A 16,920-nucleotide genomic window follows, 5' to 3' on the forward strand; every position below is an offset into this window, starting at 1 on the left:
CACCATCAAAGGACTAATCGCGTGAGCGACCCCCAGATCACCTGCACGAAGTGCGGAACCGAGATCAAGCTGACGGAGTCCCTTGCGGCCCCGTTGATCGTCGCCGCGCGCAAGCAGTTCGAGGCGCAGCTCGCGGCCAAGGAGGCCGCGTTCAGCCGCCGCGAAGCGCAGCTGCGTCAATCTGAAGACGATCTGGCCAAGCTCCGCGAAACTGTGGACGAGCAGATCGCGGCCAAGTTGACCCTGGAACGCGACGCCATCGCGGAGGCGGAAGCCAAGAGGGCCCGCTTGGCCCTCGCTGATGATCTTGGTTTGCGGGACCGGCAGCTTGCCGACCTGCAACAGCTGCTTGCCGCAAACGATGCCAAACTGATCGAAGCTCAGCGCACCCAGGCTGAGATGCTGCGGAAACAGCGTGAGCTCGACGTCGCCAAGCGCGAGGTCGAACTCACGATCGAGAAAAAGGTGCAGGAGAACCTGGCCGCGGTGCGCGACAAGGCGCGGCTCGAAGCCGAAGACGCGCTCAAGTCAAAAGTCGCCGAAAAGGAGGCCCAACTCGCGGGCATGCAGCGGCAGATCGAAGACCTCCGTCGCAAGGCCGATCAGGGTTCGCAGCAGCTGCAGGGTGAGGCGCTCGAAGTAGAGCTCGAAGCCCTGCTCCGGAATCGCTTTCACGGCGACCTGATCGAGCCGGTGCCGAAGGGCGAGTTCGGCGGCGACGTGGTGCACGGCGTCTTTTCCGCGGGCGGCCAGCGCTGCGGCACCATTCTGTGGGAATCGAAGCGGACGAAGGCCTGGAACCCGGCTTGGCTCGGCAAATTGCGGGATGACCAACGCGCCGCTAAGGCGGAGCTGGCGCTGATCGTCTCGACCGTTCTTCCCAAAGGCATCGAGGGCTTCGACATGGTCGAGAATGTCTGGCTGGCAGAGCCCCGCTTTGCAATTCCGCTGGCTGTCGCACTCCGGCAGTTGCTGATCGACGTCGCTACAAGCCGCCAGGCCCAGTCTGGTCAGCAGACCAAGACCGAGATCGTGTACAGCTACCTGACCGGGCCGCGCTTTCGTCACCGCATCGAGGCCATCGTCGAAAAGTTCACCGACATGCAGAAGGACCTCGACCGCGAGCGCGCCACCATGTCGCGCCTATGGGCCAAGCGGGAGGAGCAACTCAGGGGCGTGCTGGAATCGACTGCCGGCCTGTACGGCGACATTCAGGGCATCGCTGGCCACGCCATGCAGGAGATCGAGAGCTTGGATGTGCTGATGATCGAGGCGAAGGCCGAAGCTGCTGAGTAGTAATGAGGAATTCACCCATTGAAGTTGTGGAGCGCGCATCCACGGGTGCCCAGGAAAGGATTGCCTCAGCTCTCCCATAACATACTGAAAATGTGACAGTTATCTGCGGCGGACCAAGACGACGGAGCCGAAACGTGCGGGCGGCGGATTTCTTTGGCGTCAATTGCCGCAAAGCACAGCTTGGGTCTTGCCTTTCGGGATCACACGTTTAAGTTGGCACCCGAGCTTACAGGCAGATTTTTTGTTGCGCTATCGCAACATGAGACCAAAGGTCAGAGGCCAATGCTTCCTGACTGCAGAACTATGCACGCTCAATGCGGAATACGAAATCCCATGATCGCTAAGGAGTGCCTGTAAGCTCTCTAATTTAGAGCGAGGGGCATTTGAGCGCACTTAGTGATCTGAAGGCTGCAACATCGCTGAGCGATTTGGCCAAGCTCATCGGCTACAAGCCTAGTGCGTTAGCCTTTGTCATTCATCAAATTCCGGCCGGATCGAAGTATTTCTCTTTCACGGTCCCGAAAAAGTCGGGTGGGCTGCGCCTCATCAGCGCTCCCGCGCCGAAACTGAAAACTCTTCAGCAGCACCTTACAACGCTCCTCACAAAGTGCCGCAAAGAGATCGATGATGCAAACAAGCGGCAGCCATTGTCGCACGCGTTTCGCAAAGGGCAGTCAATCATCACAAATGCAAACCCGCACATCAAACATCGATATGTGCTCAATCTCGACTTACAGGATTTCTTTCCATCGATAAACTTTGGGCGGGTGCGCGGCTTCTTTATCGGCAACAATGACTTCAAGCTACATAAAGACGTCGCGACTGTCATCGCTCAAATCGCCTGTCATGCCAATGCGCTGCCTCAGGGCGCGCCAACCTCGCCGATTATATCAGATCTTATCGGACACATCCTTGATGTCCGCTTGGTCGGCCTCGCGAAGAAATACAGTTGCACATACACGCGCTATGCGGACGACCTCACATTCTCCACAGGGTTAAAGTCTTTCCCGACACCGCTCGCTGTTCAAATCTCGCCGTCTGATTGGCAGCCCGGCAAGCCGCTTGCCGACACGATCAGGAGCGCTGGGTTCACGATCAACCCGGACAAGACACGGATGCAGCTGCGCGCCAGTCGCCAAACCGTTACCGGCCTAACTGTAAATCAGAAGGTGAATATTCAAGCGGACTATTATCGCCGCGTCCGATCAATGTGCTATGAGTTATTCAAGACAGGCAGTTACTTTAATCAGGGCGGAGCACCCATGATTGGGTTGCCGACCCTTCTAGGGCAATTGAACCACTGTTTTCGGGTCAAGTACGCAGTAGCCTTGGCCAGAAAAGAAATCACTCTAAATGACAAACGAGATCGTGGCGTTCGCAAGCTCTATAAGAGGCTCCTATTCTACAAACACTTTGTTCAACTCTCATCATTTGCGAGGGAAAAACTGACAACATATATCTCAAATTGGCGTTGCGCAGCTTAGCTGTCAGCTTTCCATCGCTAATAACAACGATGGGCTCTGTTCAGACACGCAACGTCAGCTTTTTTAATCATACTCGCATAGCGGGCAACGTTCTGAAGCTGGGCGGTGGATCGGGCGGCATGCAGCTCCTCATCAAAGACTACACCGCTGCACTGAAGTACTTCCGGCATAAGCCGCTCGCGCATCCGGTTATATTGCTAATCGACAATGATGATGGGGCCGACGAAATATTTGTCGCCATCCAAACCGCCGTCAAGTTGAAGGTAACTCGTCAGTCTACGGCAGATTTCTATCATATCTGTCCCAATCTTTATCTCGTGAAGACACCAGAATCAGGGCTTCATGGCACCTCTCGCATAGAAGACCTGTTCGCGGCGTCCATTCTTAAAACGATGGTCGACGGAAAGATCTTCAATCCGGGCAAGAGCATTGAGCCGACCAAAGAGTACGGAAAAATCGTCTTTGCAGAAAAGGTCGTTAGACCCCATGCAACTAAGCTGGATTGGTCAGCCTTTCAGAATCTCCTAGGGCGCGTCGATGCCGTGACGAAGCACTACAAGCATCCGTAGAGATCGCAGGAATCGCCATGACAGAAGATGACCTCGATTACCTCGCCAACTATCGGTCAAACGCACTTTATACGGCGCCTGCGAAAAATGGGACGGGCGCTTACGCCACGCTTGTCGGCGACAGCGAAGTTGTACTTGGTGAGATCGACGTTACCGCCCGATGTAAAATCGCCGTCTCCGCGTTCTATGTCCAGGACCGTTTAGACTTCGGCACGCTCAAGATCACGAAAATAAAATTCCATAAGCGATTTGGGTGGCGGACCGACGGCCAGGTCCAAGTGAATGATTTTCAGCTTGCTCAAATAAGGGAGTTCTTGTCGATCATTTCCAGCCTCGACTTACGGGATGTAAGAAAGACACGCGTTTTGCTGGACGACAGCATTCACGTCGCCGCCTTAGGCGCTTTGTTGTCGAGCACCAAGGGCGCTGCGCTCGTCAGAGAGCTGGCCGCGAATCCTGAACTGCACGAAGACATCTATGCTGTGGCGGCGAAGCGGGCAGCCCTTGCCGAGTTCGAAGCGAACTTGAAGAGCGAGGTATCCGAACCTACCTGGCAAAGGTTTTTTGAGGCAAACCCTTGGATTTTCGGCCACGGACTGAATTACATATTTCTGAACAAAACGGGCAAAAAGCTCGAAGCTCAAACAACGGGCTCTGCCTTCGACCGTTCTGGAAAGAGAGCGGACGGGCTCATGCAGACCAATGCTGAGGTCAGTCAATATGTTCTGCTTGAGATAAAGAAGAACGACACTCTCCTTTTGCGAGAGGATAACTATCGCTCGGGGGTATGGGGGGTCTCCGAAGAGCTATCGAATGCCGTGACGCAAATACAGAAGACGGTATTCGACTTCACTAAAAATCGATTCCGTGACTACTCCAAAGACGGTGATGGCAATGATACCGGGAAGACCGTCTACTCCATCGATCCGCGCAGCTTCCTGGTCATTGGAAACTTAGGGCAGCTAACTTCAAACGATGACAAGGTGGCGTGCTTTGAACTCTTCCGACGCAATCTACGTGCGCCTGAGATTCTTACGTTCGACGAATTATACCAGAGAGCAAAATGCATCGTCGAGAATATCAGCAACAAGGTGCAGCCAATTACTAAACAGCAGGAGTTTCGCGACCATCGGATGATTGAACTGGACGATGATATCCCCTTTTGAGCTCCACGCGAGTTGCTTGTAGCACAAGTTGGTGGGAGGTTTCTGTGGAACCCCGACTGTGTGGCTGAGAGGCGGCGGGTGTCGAACCGCCAAGTACCAGTTCGGCTGATGCATCGCGCGCTGCGGCCCAGGCGTCAATCAGCCGGTTGCCGTTTAGGCCGCCCCGCTCTCCGAGGCGTCGACGCCATTGCTTCAAAATCCAGCCCCTCAAACATCGACCAGTCGATCTCCTTGGGCAGTTCGAAATTGGCCAGCTCCTGGCACTGCTTCCGGCGCAACTCGGCCCGGGTGCCGTACCAGGCATGAGGGTCGCTTGCCCGGTGGCCCATCTGAAGGCGGATCGTCGTGGTGTCGACATCCTCCTCGATCAGCAGGTCCTTGCCGCCATGCCGCAGCGACTGGCCGACTTCGATATTCATGCCCGCGCCGCCGCCGCGCCTCAGGAGCTTGTTGATCCGGTCTGACGCGGTGTCCGAGGGATCCTTGCAGGTCTGCAGCAAGCGCAAGAGGAAATTGTCCCCCTGCTCGATTGCCCAGTCCACAAAACCCCATTTGCGGAACGCGCTGTGCAGAACGAAGAAGCGAAGGCTTTCATTGGTCTTGTACGGGATGCGCCGATAGATGCCGTCCTTGGCATCGAACACGATCCCGTTGACGCGGATAATATCCACTCCGTGCTTCGTCCGAAATCGCTGCCGCGGATCCAGGGCAGAATGCCGACCCGGCGCGTGGACAGCAAACACAGGGGCCCCAGCATGGCGTCATCCAGATAACCTGAATCGACACCGAGCCGGAAGACGTTGTTCAGCGTCGGCAAAAAACTCCTCGGGGCTGTCCCCCTTCGGGAAGCCGACCTCGCTCGGCGGATCTCGCTGTACGCGTGACCTTCCAAGTGCCGCCTCCATTCGCCGAACCCGGCCTGAGCCAGGATCCCCAGCCACGCGCCTCGGCGGTGCGCCTCCCTCTTGGGCAGCACGCCGAGCCTCACCCGGATAGGAGCGCACGGGATGCCGTTACCCGCAAGATCGCGGGGCGGTCGGATCTGGAAGAAATACGTGGAAAGCCGGCGAACAACGTAGGTAGGCGCGCCTCGCCGGCGGCTGCTGCGGGCCGGCGCCGGGGCGGCGCGGTCGTGGACTACTTGATGGACTACCTCGGGGGATACACGCTTTGGCACTTGCACACTCACGCAGGCCGAACACGTGATTTTTCAAGGTTTTCTGCGCGAAGAAAGTGGCGGATAGGATTTGGAAACTGGCGGAGAGGGAGGGCCCAGCGCCGCGGATGCCGAAGAACCAATCCAACGACTAGTGCACGCCCAGCGCCCAGCCCAGTAGTCGAGCACGAAGCCCGCCACGCTGGCGAACCTGGACGAACCTAAGAGCCTCGGGACAGCCGGACGCCGCAACGGCCGCCTCCAGCAAACCGTTGGCAGAACTGTCCGATATGTCGCCGGCATGACGGAGAAGACTGTCAAGGACGGACAAGAAGTCGTCATTGGCCTTCGCCAAGCTGGAAACGTCGTCAACCAGCGTAGGGCGCCACGCGTGAATCGCGGCGATCTTGGCCAAATCCCCGCGCTTGATCAGCTCGATGATCGACGAGGCGTCCACTCCCGACACGATCAGGAGCTGGGCGAGCTCAAGTAGGGCCGCACTTGAAACGACGGACAGAATGGTCGCACGGACGTTCCTGCTATTGTCCCTGTCGGCGACGAGCGCTTGCGCCACCGCGTACACCGTGTTCTTCGCTTCTTCCTGTTCAGGCACCTCTACAACGTATTGCCCAAACCCGTCTTTCTTCCGCTGGGCTCGGTACTTTCGTTTCGCCTCAGCCGCCTCTGATACTTGCTTCTTCCGGCGTGCGACGCGGACGTAGGCGGTGGTCGGCTCCAGACCCAATTCCGCGACCTTCTCCTTGAATTGGGATTCGTCGCGGTCATTCGATCCTGGACCTTGATCAAAGGTCTCTGGACCACGTTCAAAGGCAGCCTTGGCGCCGGCATCGACGGTCATTCGCATGACTAGTCCGAAGACTAGTCTCCCTAGCTTGGCCGCTGCGACGCCAATCGCGTCGCACAGCCACAAAGCTGCACTTTGATTGACGCCCCAGGGGGCATTGTTTTCAGACGATTTCAGGGTGCGCGAGGCAGTAATTGCCGAGGAGAAGGCCGACGGTTGGAGAAGCCTTCACCGCCATTTCGGCCACAGGGTGGCCCCGGCAGGAGAAGTCCGGCGCCCCTCTCCAGGGTGCGCACTACCGCTCTCAGAAGCGGCGGACACGTCAAAATAACCCCTGGGTATCCGGACACAAGGGTTGCGACCGAACATCGTTAAACCGCGTTAACTTCTACCTAGTTCGCCGATGTTACCGGCTGTTGCCACAAGGGGGTATCTGTCATTCCACTCGTACCACCGACCCAATTCCAGTGGTCTAATCTGCGGGTTCTGGCAAATGTTTCGCAGGCGATGATCGTGAAAATGGCGCCACCTGCCTGTTCTGGACCCAGGGAATGAGGTTCACGCCATGGGGCTTGAGGTGGTCAGTGATCAGACTGAGCTTCATGATGAACTCGAACAAGGTTTCGAGTTCGTGAGGGGCACGGTGGCGTGTCGCCGAGGATATGGTCGAGAGAGGAGACGTCGACGCCGTTGGGATGGCTTCCCTTGATCGGCTGCTCGAGTTGCGGCGGATCGCCCAACAGGGCTTCGCGCGGCCTGCGAGACGGCGAGAACGTTCGCGAGCGACATCTGGGCGGCTCCGTCGATGAAGAGAACGTCGACGATTTCCGCCGCGTCGGGTCGGGCACAGAGCCAGGCGGTCGCACCTCCGACCATGCAGTCCGAGTCCAGAGCATCGAGAAACGCAGCGTTGTCCGTCGTGAAGCGCAGTCCCGGGAGATCGTCCTCCCTTTCGGAAACCTTCCGCGTCACCTCACGGCCGTCTGGCGTCTGCTTCCTCTGGACGAACGATAGACCTTTGTGTTTCGTCGCGATCCCCAAGCCCCAACTCAGCCGCCGACGCCGACAGTTCCGATCGAACGCTTTGCGCGCGACGGCTGCGAAAACGGTGCGACCTCCTTGTTCTCGACCCAAGGGATAAGTTTGATAGCGTGCGGCACGAGATGGCCGGTGATCACTTCGAGCTTCATGATGAATTCGAACAACGTATCGAGTTCATGCGGTTCGCAGTAGCGCTCGCTGGTTTCGCTGTCGCCGCCGTGCCCGAGGAGATCCGCCCGGTCCTCCTTCGAGAGCAGCTTCTTTTTCAACTGCGCGCCGAAGAGGTGACGCACGGCATGCGCGCCCAGCCCTTCTTCGGTGATCTTGGCCGCCGTGAGGATCGGCTTGAACAGCTTGTAGAAGCGATTGCCCAACGGCGAACGACTGCTGGGAGAGTAGAGATCGGGGAAGAGCAGCTTGTAGCCGAGCGCCTTGATCTTGCCGACGTAGTGGAGGAAGCCCAACCTGATCAGCTCCGGATGGAGTGGGATGTTGCGCTTGGACTGTGCGTTCTTGATGCGCCGTTGCTCGTTGGCTGCAATGTGAATATACGGCCTGCAGCCTTCGCGTTCGACGATGACGTCGTCCACCATCGCCCCGCAAAGCTCCTCCCGCCTCGCGCCCATGTAGTAGATGAGGATCGGGACAAAATAGAGTGCGCAGTGGAAGATCCGTGCGGCGCCCTCCTCGCCCCAATTCCCGAGATCGTCCCAACCGGCGGAATTGATGAACGGCGAGGTCTGAAAAATCGCCTTAGCGCTCTCGATCGGCAACTTCGCCCTTTCGTCGCGGGCACGCTTGTTCTTGCCTCGGCTCTTTGCGCGCAATTTCGTCAGGTTTATCGCCTCCAGGCTCTTTGAACCTCGAGCAATCGCGTAATCAAAGATCTGGTCAATGAAGGTCCAATGTCGATTGAGGGTTTCGCCGCCAATGCCGCGCTTGCTCCGATCGACCGACCGCCCCTTCTCGCGGAGCTCTGCGATAGTGAGCTTCTCGTCCCGCACCGATTTGCCGTAGTGCTTGTAGATTTCGAGACGGAGGAAATCGGCGAACTTCCCGACCTCTGCCTGGCCCACGAGATTGAGGTCGTGAATGTGCTGATCCTGAACCATGAACTTGATGAATAGGTTCGAGATGCTCTTGGCTTGCCGCTGCGTCTTCTCGTCCCAATGACCGTCGGCAGCGTTCTGCTGGATCACGCCATCCGCAAATCGCGAGAAGTCGGCCAGGGGGACGAATTGCGGGATCGCAGCAACGGGACCCGCAGTCGGTGGATCGCTTGGACGATCCACCGCAGGCCCCGCCACCGGGATCATTGGCTTCGGTGGATCGTTCATCGCAAGCAGCAGGCGATCCACCAGTCCCTCGTCTTCGACCCGTGCCCCTCCGTACCGGCGCTCGGACTCCGCCAGCGCAAGCCTCATTCCACGGAAATAAGTCCCCTGCGCCACGTCCATGTTCATGGCGGTCGGCACCGCTTGCACGCCTTCGATCATTTGCCGAAGGACGTGGTACTTGGTCGGCACCATGTCGTTGGCCCGAAGCATGGTCAGATGGCGCTTCACAGCCTCGATGTCCGCCTCCGAGAGACCATCGGCGATCATCCGGTCGCGATCCTGAGGGCGCACGGCAGCGCCGTGTCCTTGGGCATCCAGCAGCGTGTAGGTCCACAAGGCCCGCCGGTCGTCCGACCGCGCCTGGTCGACGTCAAAGCCGGGCGCGTTCTTGGCAGCGAACGCCACCCGCTCGAGCTTGGCTACCTGCTTGTCGACGACGGCATGAAGCATTGTCTCAATTTGAGACCGCGACAGCCGATCGGCACCATCAGCAAGCATGGCAACATCATCCAAGAACAGGTTGACCTGGGTAGCCAGCCGACAAGCCGCCGCGCGGTTCGTCGTTTTCAGGCTCATAGAAAGATGCGGGCGGCCGAGCACGCTGGCAAGCGTCCTAGGGGTACGACGGCGCCAATAATAGACGGCTTGGCGGCGAAAGATGTGGAAAGCCATTGCGAGCGACACCCTGTGCAGCAGTGATGTGTCGCAGCGCTGTGCAGCAGCGCCCCAGCCAGGCCGGTTTCGTCAGCTTTTTCAGGGGAAGCGGAGCCGCTGGCTGGGGCGGGAGGGATCGAACCTCCGAATGGCGGAATCAAAATCCGCTGCCTTACCACTTGGCTACGCCCCATCAGGCCCGTGGGAACGGCGGCGACAGGAGCGCCCGCGGATTCCCTCGAGTGGTGCCGGTCTATAGGGAGAGGCGCGGCATTTCAACCGCCCGGAGGGGCAAAATACCACAGGCGCCGGCGGCGCCGCGCCATGCCTTATAGGGGCGCTACGCCCCCCGCTCCCGACGGCCGCTCCGCCACCCCTCCCGGCAGTTGAGACCTCCCCCGTTTCGTGGGAATACGGCGCCAAGAACTGTCCACGGGAGTGAGCCATGACCTACCGCGCGCCAATCTCTGACATGCTGCTGTCGCTCAACCACGGCGCCGGCCTGAAGGCTGCCATGGAGGCCGGCCATTACGGCGATTTCGACGGCGATATCGTGAGCGCCGTGCTGGAGGAAGCCGGCAAGTTCGCAACCGACGTGCTGGCGCCGCTCAACAAGGTCGGCGACGAGCACGGCATCAAGCTCAGCGAGGGCAAGGTCACGACCGCGCCGGGCTGGCCGGATGCCTATAAGCGCTGGACCGAGGGCGGCTGGAATGCGGTCTCCGGCCCCGAGGATTTTGGCGGCCAGGGCCTGCCGCTCGCGATCAACGCCGCCTGCACCGAGATCTGGAGCGCCGCCAACGTCGCCTTCGGCCTCTGCCCGCTGCTGACGGCGTCGGCGATGGAGGCTCTGGACGCGCATGGCAGCGATGAGCTGAAGAAGATCTATCTCGAGAAGCTCGTCTCCGGCGAATGGACCGGCACGATGCAGCTGACCGAGCCGCAGGCCGGCTCCGATGTCGGCGCACTGCGCACCCGCGCCGAGAAGCAGGCCGACGGCACCTATCGCATCAAGGGGACGAAGATCTTCATCACCTATGGCGAGCACGACATGACCGACAACATCGTGCATTTCGTGCTGGCGCGCCTGCCGGACGCGCCGGCCGGCACCAAGGGGATATCGCTGTTCCTGGTGCCGAAATTCATGGTCAACGAAGACGGCTCGCTGGGTGCGCGCAACGACATTTTCGCAAGCGGCGTCGAGCACAAGCTCGGCATGCATGCCTCGCCCACTTGCACCATGACAATGGGCGATCATGGCGGCGCCATCGGCTTCCTGGTCGGCGAAGAGAACCAGGGCATGCGCTGCATGTTCACAATGATGAACCAGGCCCGCCTCGGCGTCGGCCTCGAAGGCGTCGGTGTTGCCGACCGCGCCTATCAGCAGGCATTGTCTTACGCACAGGAGCGCAAGCAGGGCCGCGCTCTCGGCAAGAAGGGTGACGGCTCCGATGCGATCTTCGTGCATCCCGACGTCAAGCGCATGCTGATGCGGATGCGGGCGCAGACCGCGGCGGCGCGTACCATCTGCTACGCGACCGCGGTGGCGATCGACGTCTCGACGCGCGCCAGTGATCCGAAGGTCCGCGCCGACGCTGCCGCGCGCGCGGCGCTGCTGACGCCGATGGCCAAGGGCTATTCCACCGACATCGGCAACGAGGTCGCCTATCTCGGCGTGCAGGTGCATGGCGGCATGGGCTTCATCGAGGAGACCGGCGCGGCACAACACTATCGCGATGCCCGCATCACCGCGATCTACGAGGGCACCAACGGCATCCAGGCCATCGACCTCGTCACGCGAAAGCTCGCGGCCAACGGCGGCGCAGCGGTGTGGGCGCTGCTCGACGAACTCTCGGCCATCGTGAAGCAGGTCGAAGCTTCCAACGATCCCGCCTTCGGCACCACGGGCGTGAAGTTGCGCGAGGCACTGGAGGCGCTGACGCGCACCAGCAAATGGCTGCTGGAGCGGGTTGCGTCCGCGCCGAACGAGGCGCTGGCCGGCGCGACGCCGTATCTGCAACAGTTCGGCGCCACGCTCGGCGGCTGCATGCTGGCATCCGAAGCGCTCGCCGCGAAATCCGATGGCATCACGGACGCCGCGCGCTACGTCTCGCTGGCGCGCTTCTTCGCCGAGAACATCGCCGTGCAGGCCGGCGCGCTCGAGCGCACCGTGACGGAAAGCGCGGAGTCGGTCGCGGCGGCGGATGCGGTGCTGTTGGGGTAGCTGGGACGGCGTAGCCTGGATGGAGCGCAGCGTAATCCAGGGCCGTCATTGCTCGTGGCACGAATCCCGGATTGCGCTGCGCTCCATCCGGGCTACGAAGCCGCGAGCTTGGTACGTCGCCCCGGCCGCCACAGCACCACGCCCGCCGCCAACAGGTCGAGCACCACGCACATCGCAAATGCCGTCGTGTAATCGCCGGTTACGCTGCGCACGAGACCGACGATGCCGGGGCCGAAGGCACTGACGATGCCGCTGATCGACGTGCCCAGTCCCATCGCGGCGGCGAAGGCGCTCGCGCCGATCTCGCGCTGGATGATCAAGGGCGGGAACGTGATCATGTTGCCGATCGAGAAGCCGTAGACGGCGCAGCACACGAGCAGCACGGTCGGGTTCGTGCTTTGCAGAAGCACGAACAGAGCCGCCGCCTGGCTCGTCATCGATGCCGCGCAGGCGAGCCGCGGATCGAGCCGGTCCACGAACAGGCCGAGCGACAGGCGCCCGACCACCGCCATCGCCGCCATGACGGTGACGGCAAGGCCCGCACTGGCGCGGCCGATCAGCGGTTCGAGGAACGTCACCTGGTGGATGATGAATCCCATCTGCGCCAGCAGCGCGACCGCGATCGGCAGCACCATGGTCCAGAACGCCGCGTTGGCAAGTAGCGTCTTGCGCGAGTGAATCGCGGGCAAGGCAGTGCCGCCAGCGGATGAATCCCCACCCGGCGTCGGCGGCATTTCGGTCCGCCAGCCGGTGAAGATGACCACCACCGGCAGCACCAGCACCACCATCGCGAGCGTGGCTGCCAGCATCGCGGAACGGAAGCCGATGCTGGCGCTCAGCGACAGCAGCAGCGGCACGAGGACGATGCCGCCGCAGGTCGCGCCGTTGTAGGCGAGGCTGAGCGCGAGCCCGCGGCGCCGTTCGAACCAGGAGTTCAGCACGGTCGCGATCACCACCGTGCCCATGCCGGTCCAGCCGACCGACATCAGCGCATAGGCGAGATAGAGCTGCCAGGGCGTCTGCAGCAGCGCCAGCAGCACCGTCGAAGCGCCGAGCGCCGACAGGCCGCACAGGATCAGCGACCGAAGCCCGATGCGGGCGAGCAGATCGTCGGTGAAGATGACGAGGACGGCAGTCAGGAGAAAGGAGAAGGTGCTGGCCGCGGAGACCAGCGTGCCCGGCCAGCCATGGGCGCGCTGGAGTTCGGCGAGATAGACGCCCTGGCCGTAGAGGCCGAAGCCGAACATGAAGAAAGCCATCAGGAAGCAGGCCAGCACGACGCGCCAGCCGCGATAGTGCAGCGAGGATTCGTCAACACGAGTGGCGGCAATCATCAATCAGGCAATCGGCCAAATGGAGCGGCGCGAGGCGATCGTGCACCACAACCAGGGGTTTTTCAATCGAAAATGGCAGCTGATTATTGCAACGCGTCACACGGCGGGAGCGTGATGCGCCCGTCTCGGGCGAATTCGACCTCCAAAAGGTTGAGCGAGCGCATTGGCACGCCTGCAAGATGATGTAGGCTGACGTTTCGCGAGTCTAGCCAATGTCAGTATCGCGGCGACCGCAGGGGCCCCCTCATGCCGAATGGCAATATCGTCGTCACCGAAGAGCGCGGAACACGCGTGATCACCCTGCGTCGCCCGAGCAAGAAGAACGCGATCACGCAGGACATGTATCGGGAGATGAGCCGCGCGATCGACACCGCGCAGAACAATCCCGACATCCGCTGCATGATCATCACCGGAGGCTCCGGCGTGTTCACCGCCGGCGATGATATCGACGATTTCATGCACGCCGACACGTCGCGCCCCGAGACGCTGTCCGACGGCGCCAAGTTTCTCTATTCGCTCGCCCTCAACGCCAAGCCGGTGATCGCGGCCGTGGACGGTGCATCGATCGGCATGGGCACCGTGATGCTGTTCCATTGCGACTATGTGCTGGCCTCGAACGCGGCGACCTTCTCCGCGCCCTACATCCATCTCGGGCTCGTGCCGGTCGGCGCGTCCAGCCTCTTGATGCCGAACACGATGGGCTACCAGCGCGCCTTCGCCATGCTGGTGATGGGGCGGACTTTTACGGCCGCGGAAGCGCATGCCGCCGGCTTCGTCAACACCGTGGTCTCGCCGGGACATACCGAGGTCGAGGCGCGCAAGGTGGCGCGCGATATCTGCCGGCTCCCCGCCGAAGCGGTCGCGACCTCGCGCAAACTGCTGCGCGTCGCATCCGAGGAGCTCACCCGCCGGATCGACCAGGAGGCCCATTTGTTCGGCGAGCGGCTGAAGTCGGAAGAAGCCACCGCCGCGTTCAACGCGTTTGCGAGCAGGAAGAAGAAAAAGTAGGCTGCCGCCCGGCGCCTCGTCCCGGAATGACGCGATAACTTTCGTGAAAACTTCGTGCGGAACGACTAGTCTGGTTCCATGCGACATGTTCTCCGCCTGACCGTCTTCGCGCTCGCGCTCGCTGCCCTGCCCGCGTCCGCCCAAACGCCCGCCCCCGTCGAGCTGCGCATCCTCGCGATCAACGATTTCCACGGCAATCTGCGCCCGCCGCCGGGCGGCATCCGGATCAGCGATCCCGAGGACAAGTCCAGGAAGGTGATGGTGGCGGCCGGCGGTGCCGAATACATGGCGACGCTGGTGAAGCAGCTGCGCGAGGGCCACAAGAACACGATCTTCGTCGCCGCCGGCGACCTGATCGGCGCGAGCCCGTTCCTGTCGGCGATGTTCCACGACGAGCCTTCGATCGAGTCGCTCTCGATGATGGGGCTCGCGATCACCTCGGTCGGCAATCACGAATTCGACGAGGGCAAGACCGAGCTGTTGCGGATGCAGAACGGGGGCTGTCATCCCGTCGACGGCTGCCAGGGGCCGCACCCCTTCACGGGCGCCAAATTCCGCTATCTCGCGGCGTCCACCATCGAGACCGCGACCGGCAGGAGCGTGCTGCCCCCTTACGAGATCAGGGAATTCGAGGGCATCCCCATCGCCTTCATCGGGCTGACCTTGAAGGACACCGCGGGCATCGTCTCGCCATCGGGCATCACGGGTCTTGAATTCCGCGACGAAGCCGAGACGGTGAACGCGCTGGTGCCGCAGCTGAAGGCGCGCGGGGTCGAGGCGATCGTGGTGCTGATCCACCAGGGCGGCGAGCCGGCCGGCGACTACAACGAATGCCCTGCGATCACGGGGCCGATCGTCGACATCGTGAAAAAATTCGATCGCGCCGTCGACGTCGTCGTCAGCGGCCACACTCATCGTGCTTATGTCTGCGATATTGACGGGCGGCTTGTCACCAGCGGGGACAAATACGGGACCCTGGTCACCGCGATCGACCTCAAGCTCGATCCTGTAACCCGCGACGTCGTCAGCGCCCGGGCCGAGAACGTCCTCGTCGCCAACGCCTCGCTGCCTAGGGATCCCGAGCAGACCGCACTGATCGATGCCTACGACAGGCTTTCGGCGCCGATCGCCAATCGCCCGGCCGGATCGGTGACGCAGACGCTGTCGCGGGTGCCGAACGAAGCCGGAGAAAGCGCGCTCGGCGACGTCATTGCGGACGCGCAGCTCGCCGCAACCAGGGACGCCAAGGACGGCGGCGCCGTCATCGCGCTCACCAATCCCGGCGGTATCCGCACCGACATCGTCCCGAAGGAGAACGGCGCGATCACCTTCGGCGACGTTTTCGCCAGCCAGCCGTTCCGCAACCGGCTCGTCACCATGACGCTCACGGGCAGCCAGCTCAAGGACATGCTGGAGCAGCAATGGCTCGATCCGAAGCGGCCGCGGATTCTCCAGGTCTCGAACGGGTTCAGTTACGCCTGGGATGCGGCGAAGCCATTCGGCGAGCGCGTGATCAACGAGAAGATGACGCTCAATGGCAGACCGATCGAAGCCGGAAGCGGTTACCGCGTCACCCTCAACGATTACCTCGCTGTTGGTGGCGACGGCTTTACGGTCGCCAAACAAGGCACGGGGCCGCAATATGGCGGCTACGACGCCGACGCGCTGTTCGCGTTCTTCAGGGCGCACGGACCGATCGGGCCGCTGCCGCTGAGCCGCATCCTGCGCGTGAATTGATCCGGATCAAACGGGCCGGTTCGGGACACCCTTTGCCATTCCCGGGGGAACGCATAGATTGGGTTTTGCATTTGCGTTTTGGCGCCGGATGCGCCAAGCGACGTCGAGAGCCCGCATCCCATGAGGCCGACTGATGAGTACGCTTCTCCTCTCCCACAAGGCCTGCCTCGACCACGTCACGCCGCCGGGACACCCTGAAAGGCCGGACCGCCTGCGCGCGGTGGAGGAGGCGCTGTCGCATGAGCGCTTCCAGTTCCTGGTGCGCGACCAGGCGCCGGAGGGCGATCTCGATCTCGTCACGCTCTGCCACAACGAGCACTACGTCACGGAGCTGCGCCACATCGCGCCGACCAGCGGCCTCGTCTATATCGATGGCGACACCTCGATGTCGCCGGGCACGTGGGAAGCGGTGATGCGCGGCGTCGGCGGCGCGGTCGCGGCGACCGAAGCGGTGATGAATGGCGAGCATCGCAACGCCTTCGTCGCGGTGCGCCCGCCCGGCCACCACGCCGAGATCGGCAAGCCGATGGGCTTCTGCTTCTTCGACAACGTCGCCATCGCCGCGCGCCACGCGCAGCGCAAATACGGCATCAAGCGCGCGGCCATCGTCGATTTCGACGTGCATCACGGCAACGGCACGCAGGACATCTTCTGGTCGGACCCGACCGTGATGTATTGCTCGACGCACCAGATGCCGCTGTTTCCGGGCACCGGTGCCAAGAGCGAGCGCGGCGACCACGACACCATTGTCAACGCGCCGCTCGCCTCCGAGGACGGCGGGCCGGAATTCCGCATCGCGTTCGAGAATTTGATCCTGCCGCAGCTCGAAAAATTCAGCCCGGAGCTGCTCGTCATCTCTGCGGGCTTCGACGCGCATTATCGCGATCCGTTGGCGTCGCTGAATTTGCGCGCGGAGGATTATGCCTGGGTGACGCGCAAGCTGATGGACCTCGCCGACAAGACCGCCGGGGGGCGCGTTGTTTCTGTGCTCGAGGGCGGCTACGACCTGCAAGGACTGAAAGAATCTGTTACGGCGCATGTCGGCGCCCTGATGGGCGCCTGACACACCCGCCACATTGCGCCCGCAAAACTTTGCTTTCTCCGACATG

13 protein-coding genes, 1 tRNA gene and 1 pseudogene are annotated in these 16,920 nt (G+C 61.5%); 9 read left to right on the forward strand and 6 right to left on the reverse strand.

The genetic code is table 11. The annotated features are described in order from the left end of the window. The first annotated feature begins 21 nt into the window (after positions 1-21). The 4 genes from ABIB91_RS13950 (at position 22) to ABIB91_RS13965 (ending at position 4,515) form a co-directional block, all read left to right on the forward strand. Entirely contained in the window at positions 22-1,296 is a 1,275-nt protein-coding gene (locus ABIB91_RS13950) for a DUF2130 domain-containing protein (protein WP_354161842.1), read from the forward strand. A gap of 383 nt (positions 1,297-1,679) precedes the next feature. After that, on the forward strand, positions 1,680-2,780 hold the full coding sequence (locus tag ABIB91_RS13955; protein ID WP_354161845.1) for a retron Ec67 family RNA-directed DNA polymerase/endonuclease: 1,101 nt from the start codon (positions 1,680-1,682) through the stop codon (positions 2,778-2,780). A 29-nt stretch (positions 2,781-2,809) separates the two neighbouring features. Beyond that, positions 2,810-3,349: a hypothetical protein gene (locus tag ABIB91_RS13960; protein ID WP_354161848.1), complete on the forward strand. Its 540-nt coding sequence runs from the start codon at positions 2,810-2,812 to the stop codon at positions 3,347-3,349. 17 nt (positions 3,350-3,366) lie between these two features. Further along, entirely contained in the window at positions 3,367-4,515 is a 1,149-nt protein-coding gene (locus tag ABIB91_RS13965) for a Shedu immune nuclease family protein (protein WP_354161850.1), read from the forward strand. A 134-nt stretch (positions 4,516-4,649) separates the two neighbouring features. On the opposite strand, the gene ABIB91_RS13970 is transcribed toward ABIB91_RS13965, so the two are convergent. The 5 genes and pseudogenes from ABIB91_RS13970 to ABIB91_RS13990 form a co-directional block, all read right to left on the reverse strand. Then, the gene (locus tag ABIB91_RS13970) at positions 4,650-5,258 is read right to left on the reverse strand and encodes a site-specific integrase (RefSeq protein ID WP_354161853.1); all 609 of its coding nucleotides are present in this window, start codon (positions 5,256-5,258) and stop codon (positions 4,650-4,652) included. Between the two features lie 564 nt (positions 5,259-5,822). Beyond that, positions 5,823-6,530, reverse strand: coding sequence for a hypothetical protein (locus tag ABIB91_RS13975; protein ID WP_354161855.1), 708 nt, complete (start codon positions 6,528-6,530; stop codon positions 5,823-5,825). Between the two features lie 995 nt (positions 6,531-7,525). Beyond that, a complete protein-coding gene (locus tag ABIB91_RS13980; protein WP_354162145.1) occupies positions 7,526-9,304 on the reverse strand; it encodes a site-specific integrase in 1,779 nt (592 codons plus the stop codon). A 63-nt stretch (positions 9,305-9,367) separates the two neighbouring features. Further along, a pseudogene (locus tag ABIB91_RS13985) lies at positions 9,368-9,526 on the reverse strand (DUF6538 domain-containing protein); the annotation flags it as partial. A 100-nt stretch (positions 9,527-9,626) separates the two neighbouring features. Next, positions 9,627-9,701, reverse strand: a tRNA-Gln gene (locus ABIB91_RS13990). A 252-nt stretch (positions 9,702-9,953) separates the two neighbouring features. Here ABIB91_RS13990 and ABIB91_RS13995 point away from each other — a divergent pair. After that, positions 9,954-11,732, forward strand: coding sequence for an acyl-CoA dehydrogenase family protein (locus tag ABIB91_RS13995; RefSeq protein WP_354161857.1), 1,779 nt, complete (start codon positions 9,954-9,956; stop codon positions 11,730-11,732). Between the two features lie 92 nt (positions 11,733-11,824). On the opposite strand, the gene ABIB91_RS14000 is transcribed toward ABIB91_RS13995, so the two are convergent. Beyond that, a complete protein-coding gene (locus ABIB91_RS14000) occupies positions 11,825-13,066 on the reverse strand; it encodes an MFS transporter (RefSeq protein WP_354161860.1) in 1,242 nt (413 codons plus the stop codon). On the opposite strand from ABIB91_RS14000, the gene ABIB91_RS14005 reads away from it, so the two are divergent. From ABIB91_RS14005 to ABIB91_RS14020, 4 genes are all read left to right on the forward strand, one after another. Next, entirely contained in the window at positions 13,053-13,181 is a 129-nt protein-coding gene (locus ABIB91_RS14005; protein WP_256375804.1) for a hypothetical protein, read from the forward strand. The genes ABIB91_RS14000 and ABIB91_RS14005 overlap by 14 nt on opposite strands. A 131-nt stretch (positions 13,182-13,312) precedes the next feature. Continuing rightward, on the forward strand, positions 13,313-14,074 hold the full coding sequence (locus ABIB91_RS14010; protein ID WP_007594643.1) for an enoyl-CoA hydratase-related protein: 762 nt from the start codon (positions 13,313-13,315) through the stop codon (positions 14,072-14,074). A 78-nt stretch (positions 14,075-14,152) separates the two neighbouring features. Further along, a complete protein-coding gene (locus tag ABIB91_RS14015) occupies positions 14,153-15,811 on the forward strand; it encodes a bifunctional metallophosphatase/5'-nucleotidase (protein WP_354161864.1) in 1,659 nt (552 codons plus the stop codon). 133 nt (positions 15,812-15,944) lie between these two features. After that, positions 15,945-16,874, forward strand: coding sequence for a histone deacetylase family protein (locus tag ABIB91_RS14020; protein ID WP_354161866.1), 930 nt, complete (start codon positions 15,945-15,947; stop codon positions 16,872-16,874). The last annotated feature ends 46 nt before the right edge of the window (positions 16,875-16,920 follow it).

The sequence above is a fragment of the Bradyrhizobium sp. JR4.3 genome, assembly GCF_040547695.1.
Lineage (GTDB): Bacteria > Pseudomonadota > Alphaproteobacteria > Rhizobiales > Xanthobacteraceae > Bradyrhizobium > Bradyrhizobium canariense.

Bases quoted from the DNA above. Each gene is read 5' to 3' on its own strand.
- ABIB91_RS13965 (WP_354161850.1), top strand. From the start codon at position 3,367: ATGACAGAAGATGACCTCGATTACCTCGCCAACTATCGGTCAAACGCA.
- ABIB91_RS13980 (WP_354162145.1), bottom strand. From the start codon at position 9,304: ATGCTTCATGCCGTCGTCGACAAGCAGGTAGCCAAGCTCGAGCGGGTG.
- ABIB91_RS13995 (WP_354161857.1), top strand. From the start codon at position 9,954: ATGACCTACCGCGCGCCAATCTCTGACATGCTGCTGTCGCTCAACCAC.
- ABIB91_RS14010 (WP_007594643.1), top strand. From the start codon at position 13,313: ATGCCGAATGGCAATATCGTCGTCACCGAAGAGCGCGGAACACGCGTG.
- ABIB91_RS14015 (WP_354161864.1), top strand. From the start codon at position 14,153: ATGCGACATGTTCTCCGCCTGACCGTCTTCGCGCTCGCGCTCGCTGCC.
- ABIB91_RS14000 (WP_354161860.1), bottom strand. From the start codon at position 13,066: ATGATTGCCGCCACTCGTGTTGACGAATCCTCGCTGCACTATCGCGGC.
- ABIB91_RS13975 (WP_354161855.1), bottom strand. From the start codon at position 6,530: ATGACCGTCGATGCCGGCGCCAAGGCTGCCTTTGAACGTGGTCCAGAG.
- ABIB91_RS13960 (WP_354161848.1), top strand. From the start codon at position 2,810: ATGGGCTCTGTTCAGACACGCAACGTCAGCTTTTTTAATCATACTCGC.
- ABIB91_RS14020 (WP_354161866.1), top strand. From the start codon at position 15,945: ATGAGTACGCTTCTCCTCTCCCACAAGGCCTGCCTCGACCACGTCACG.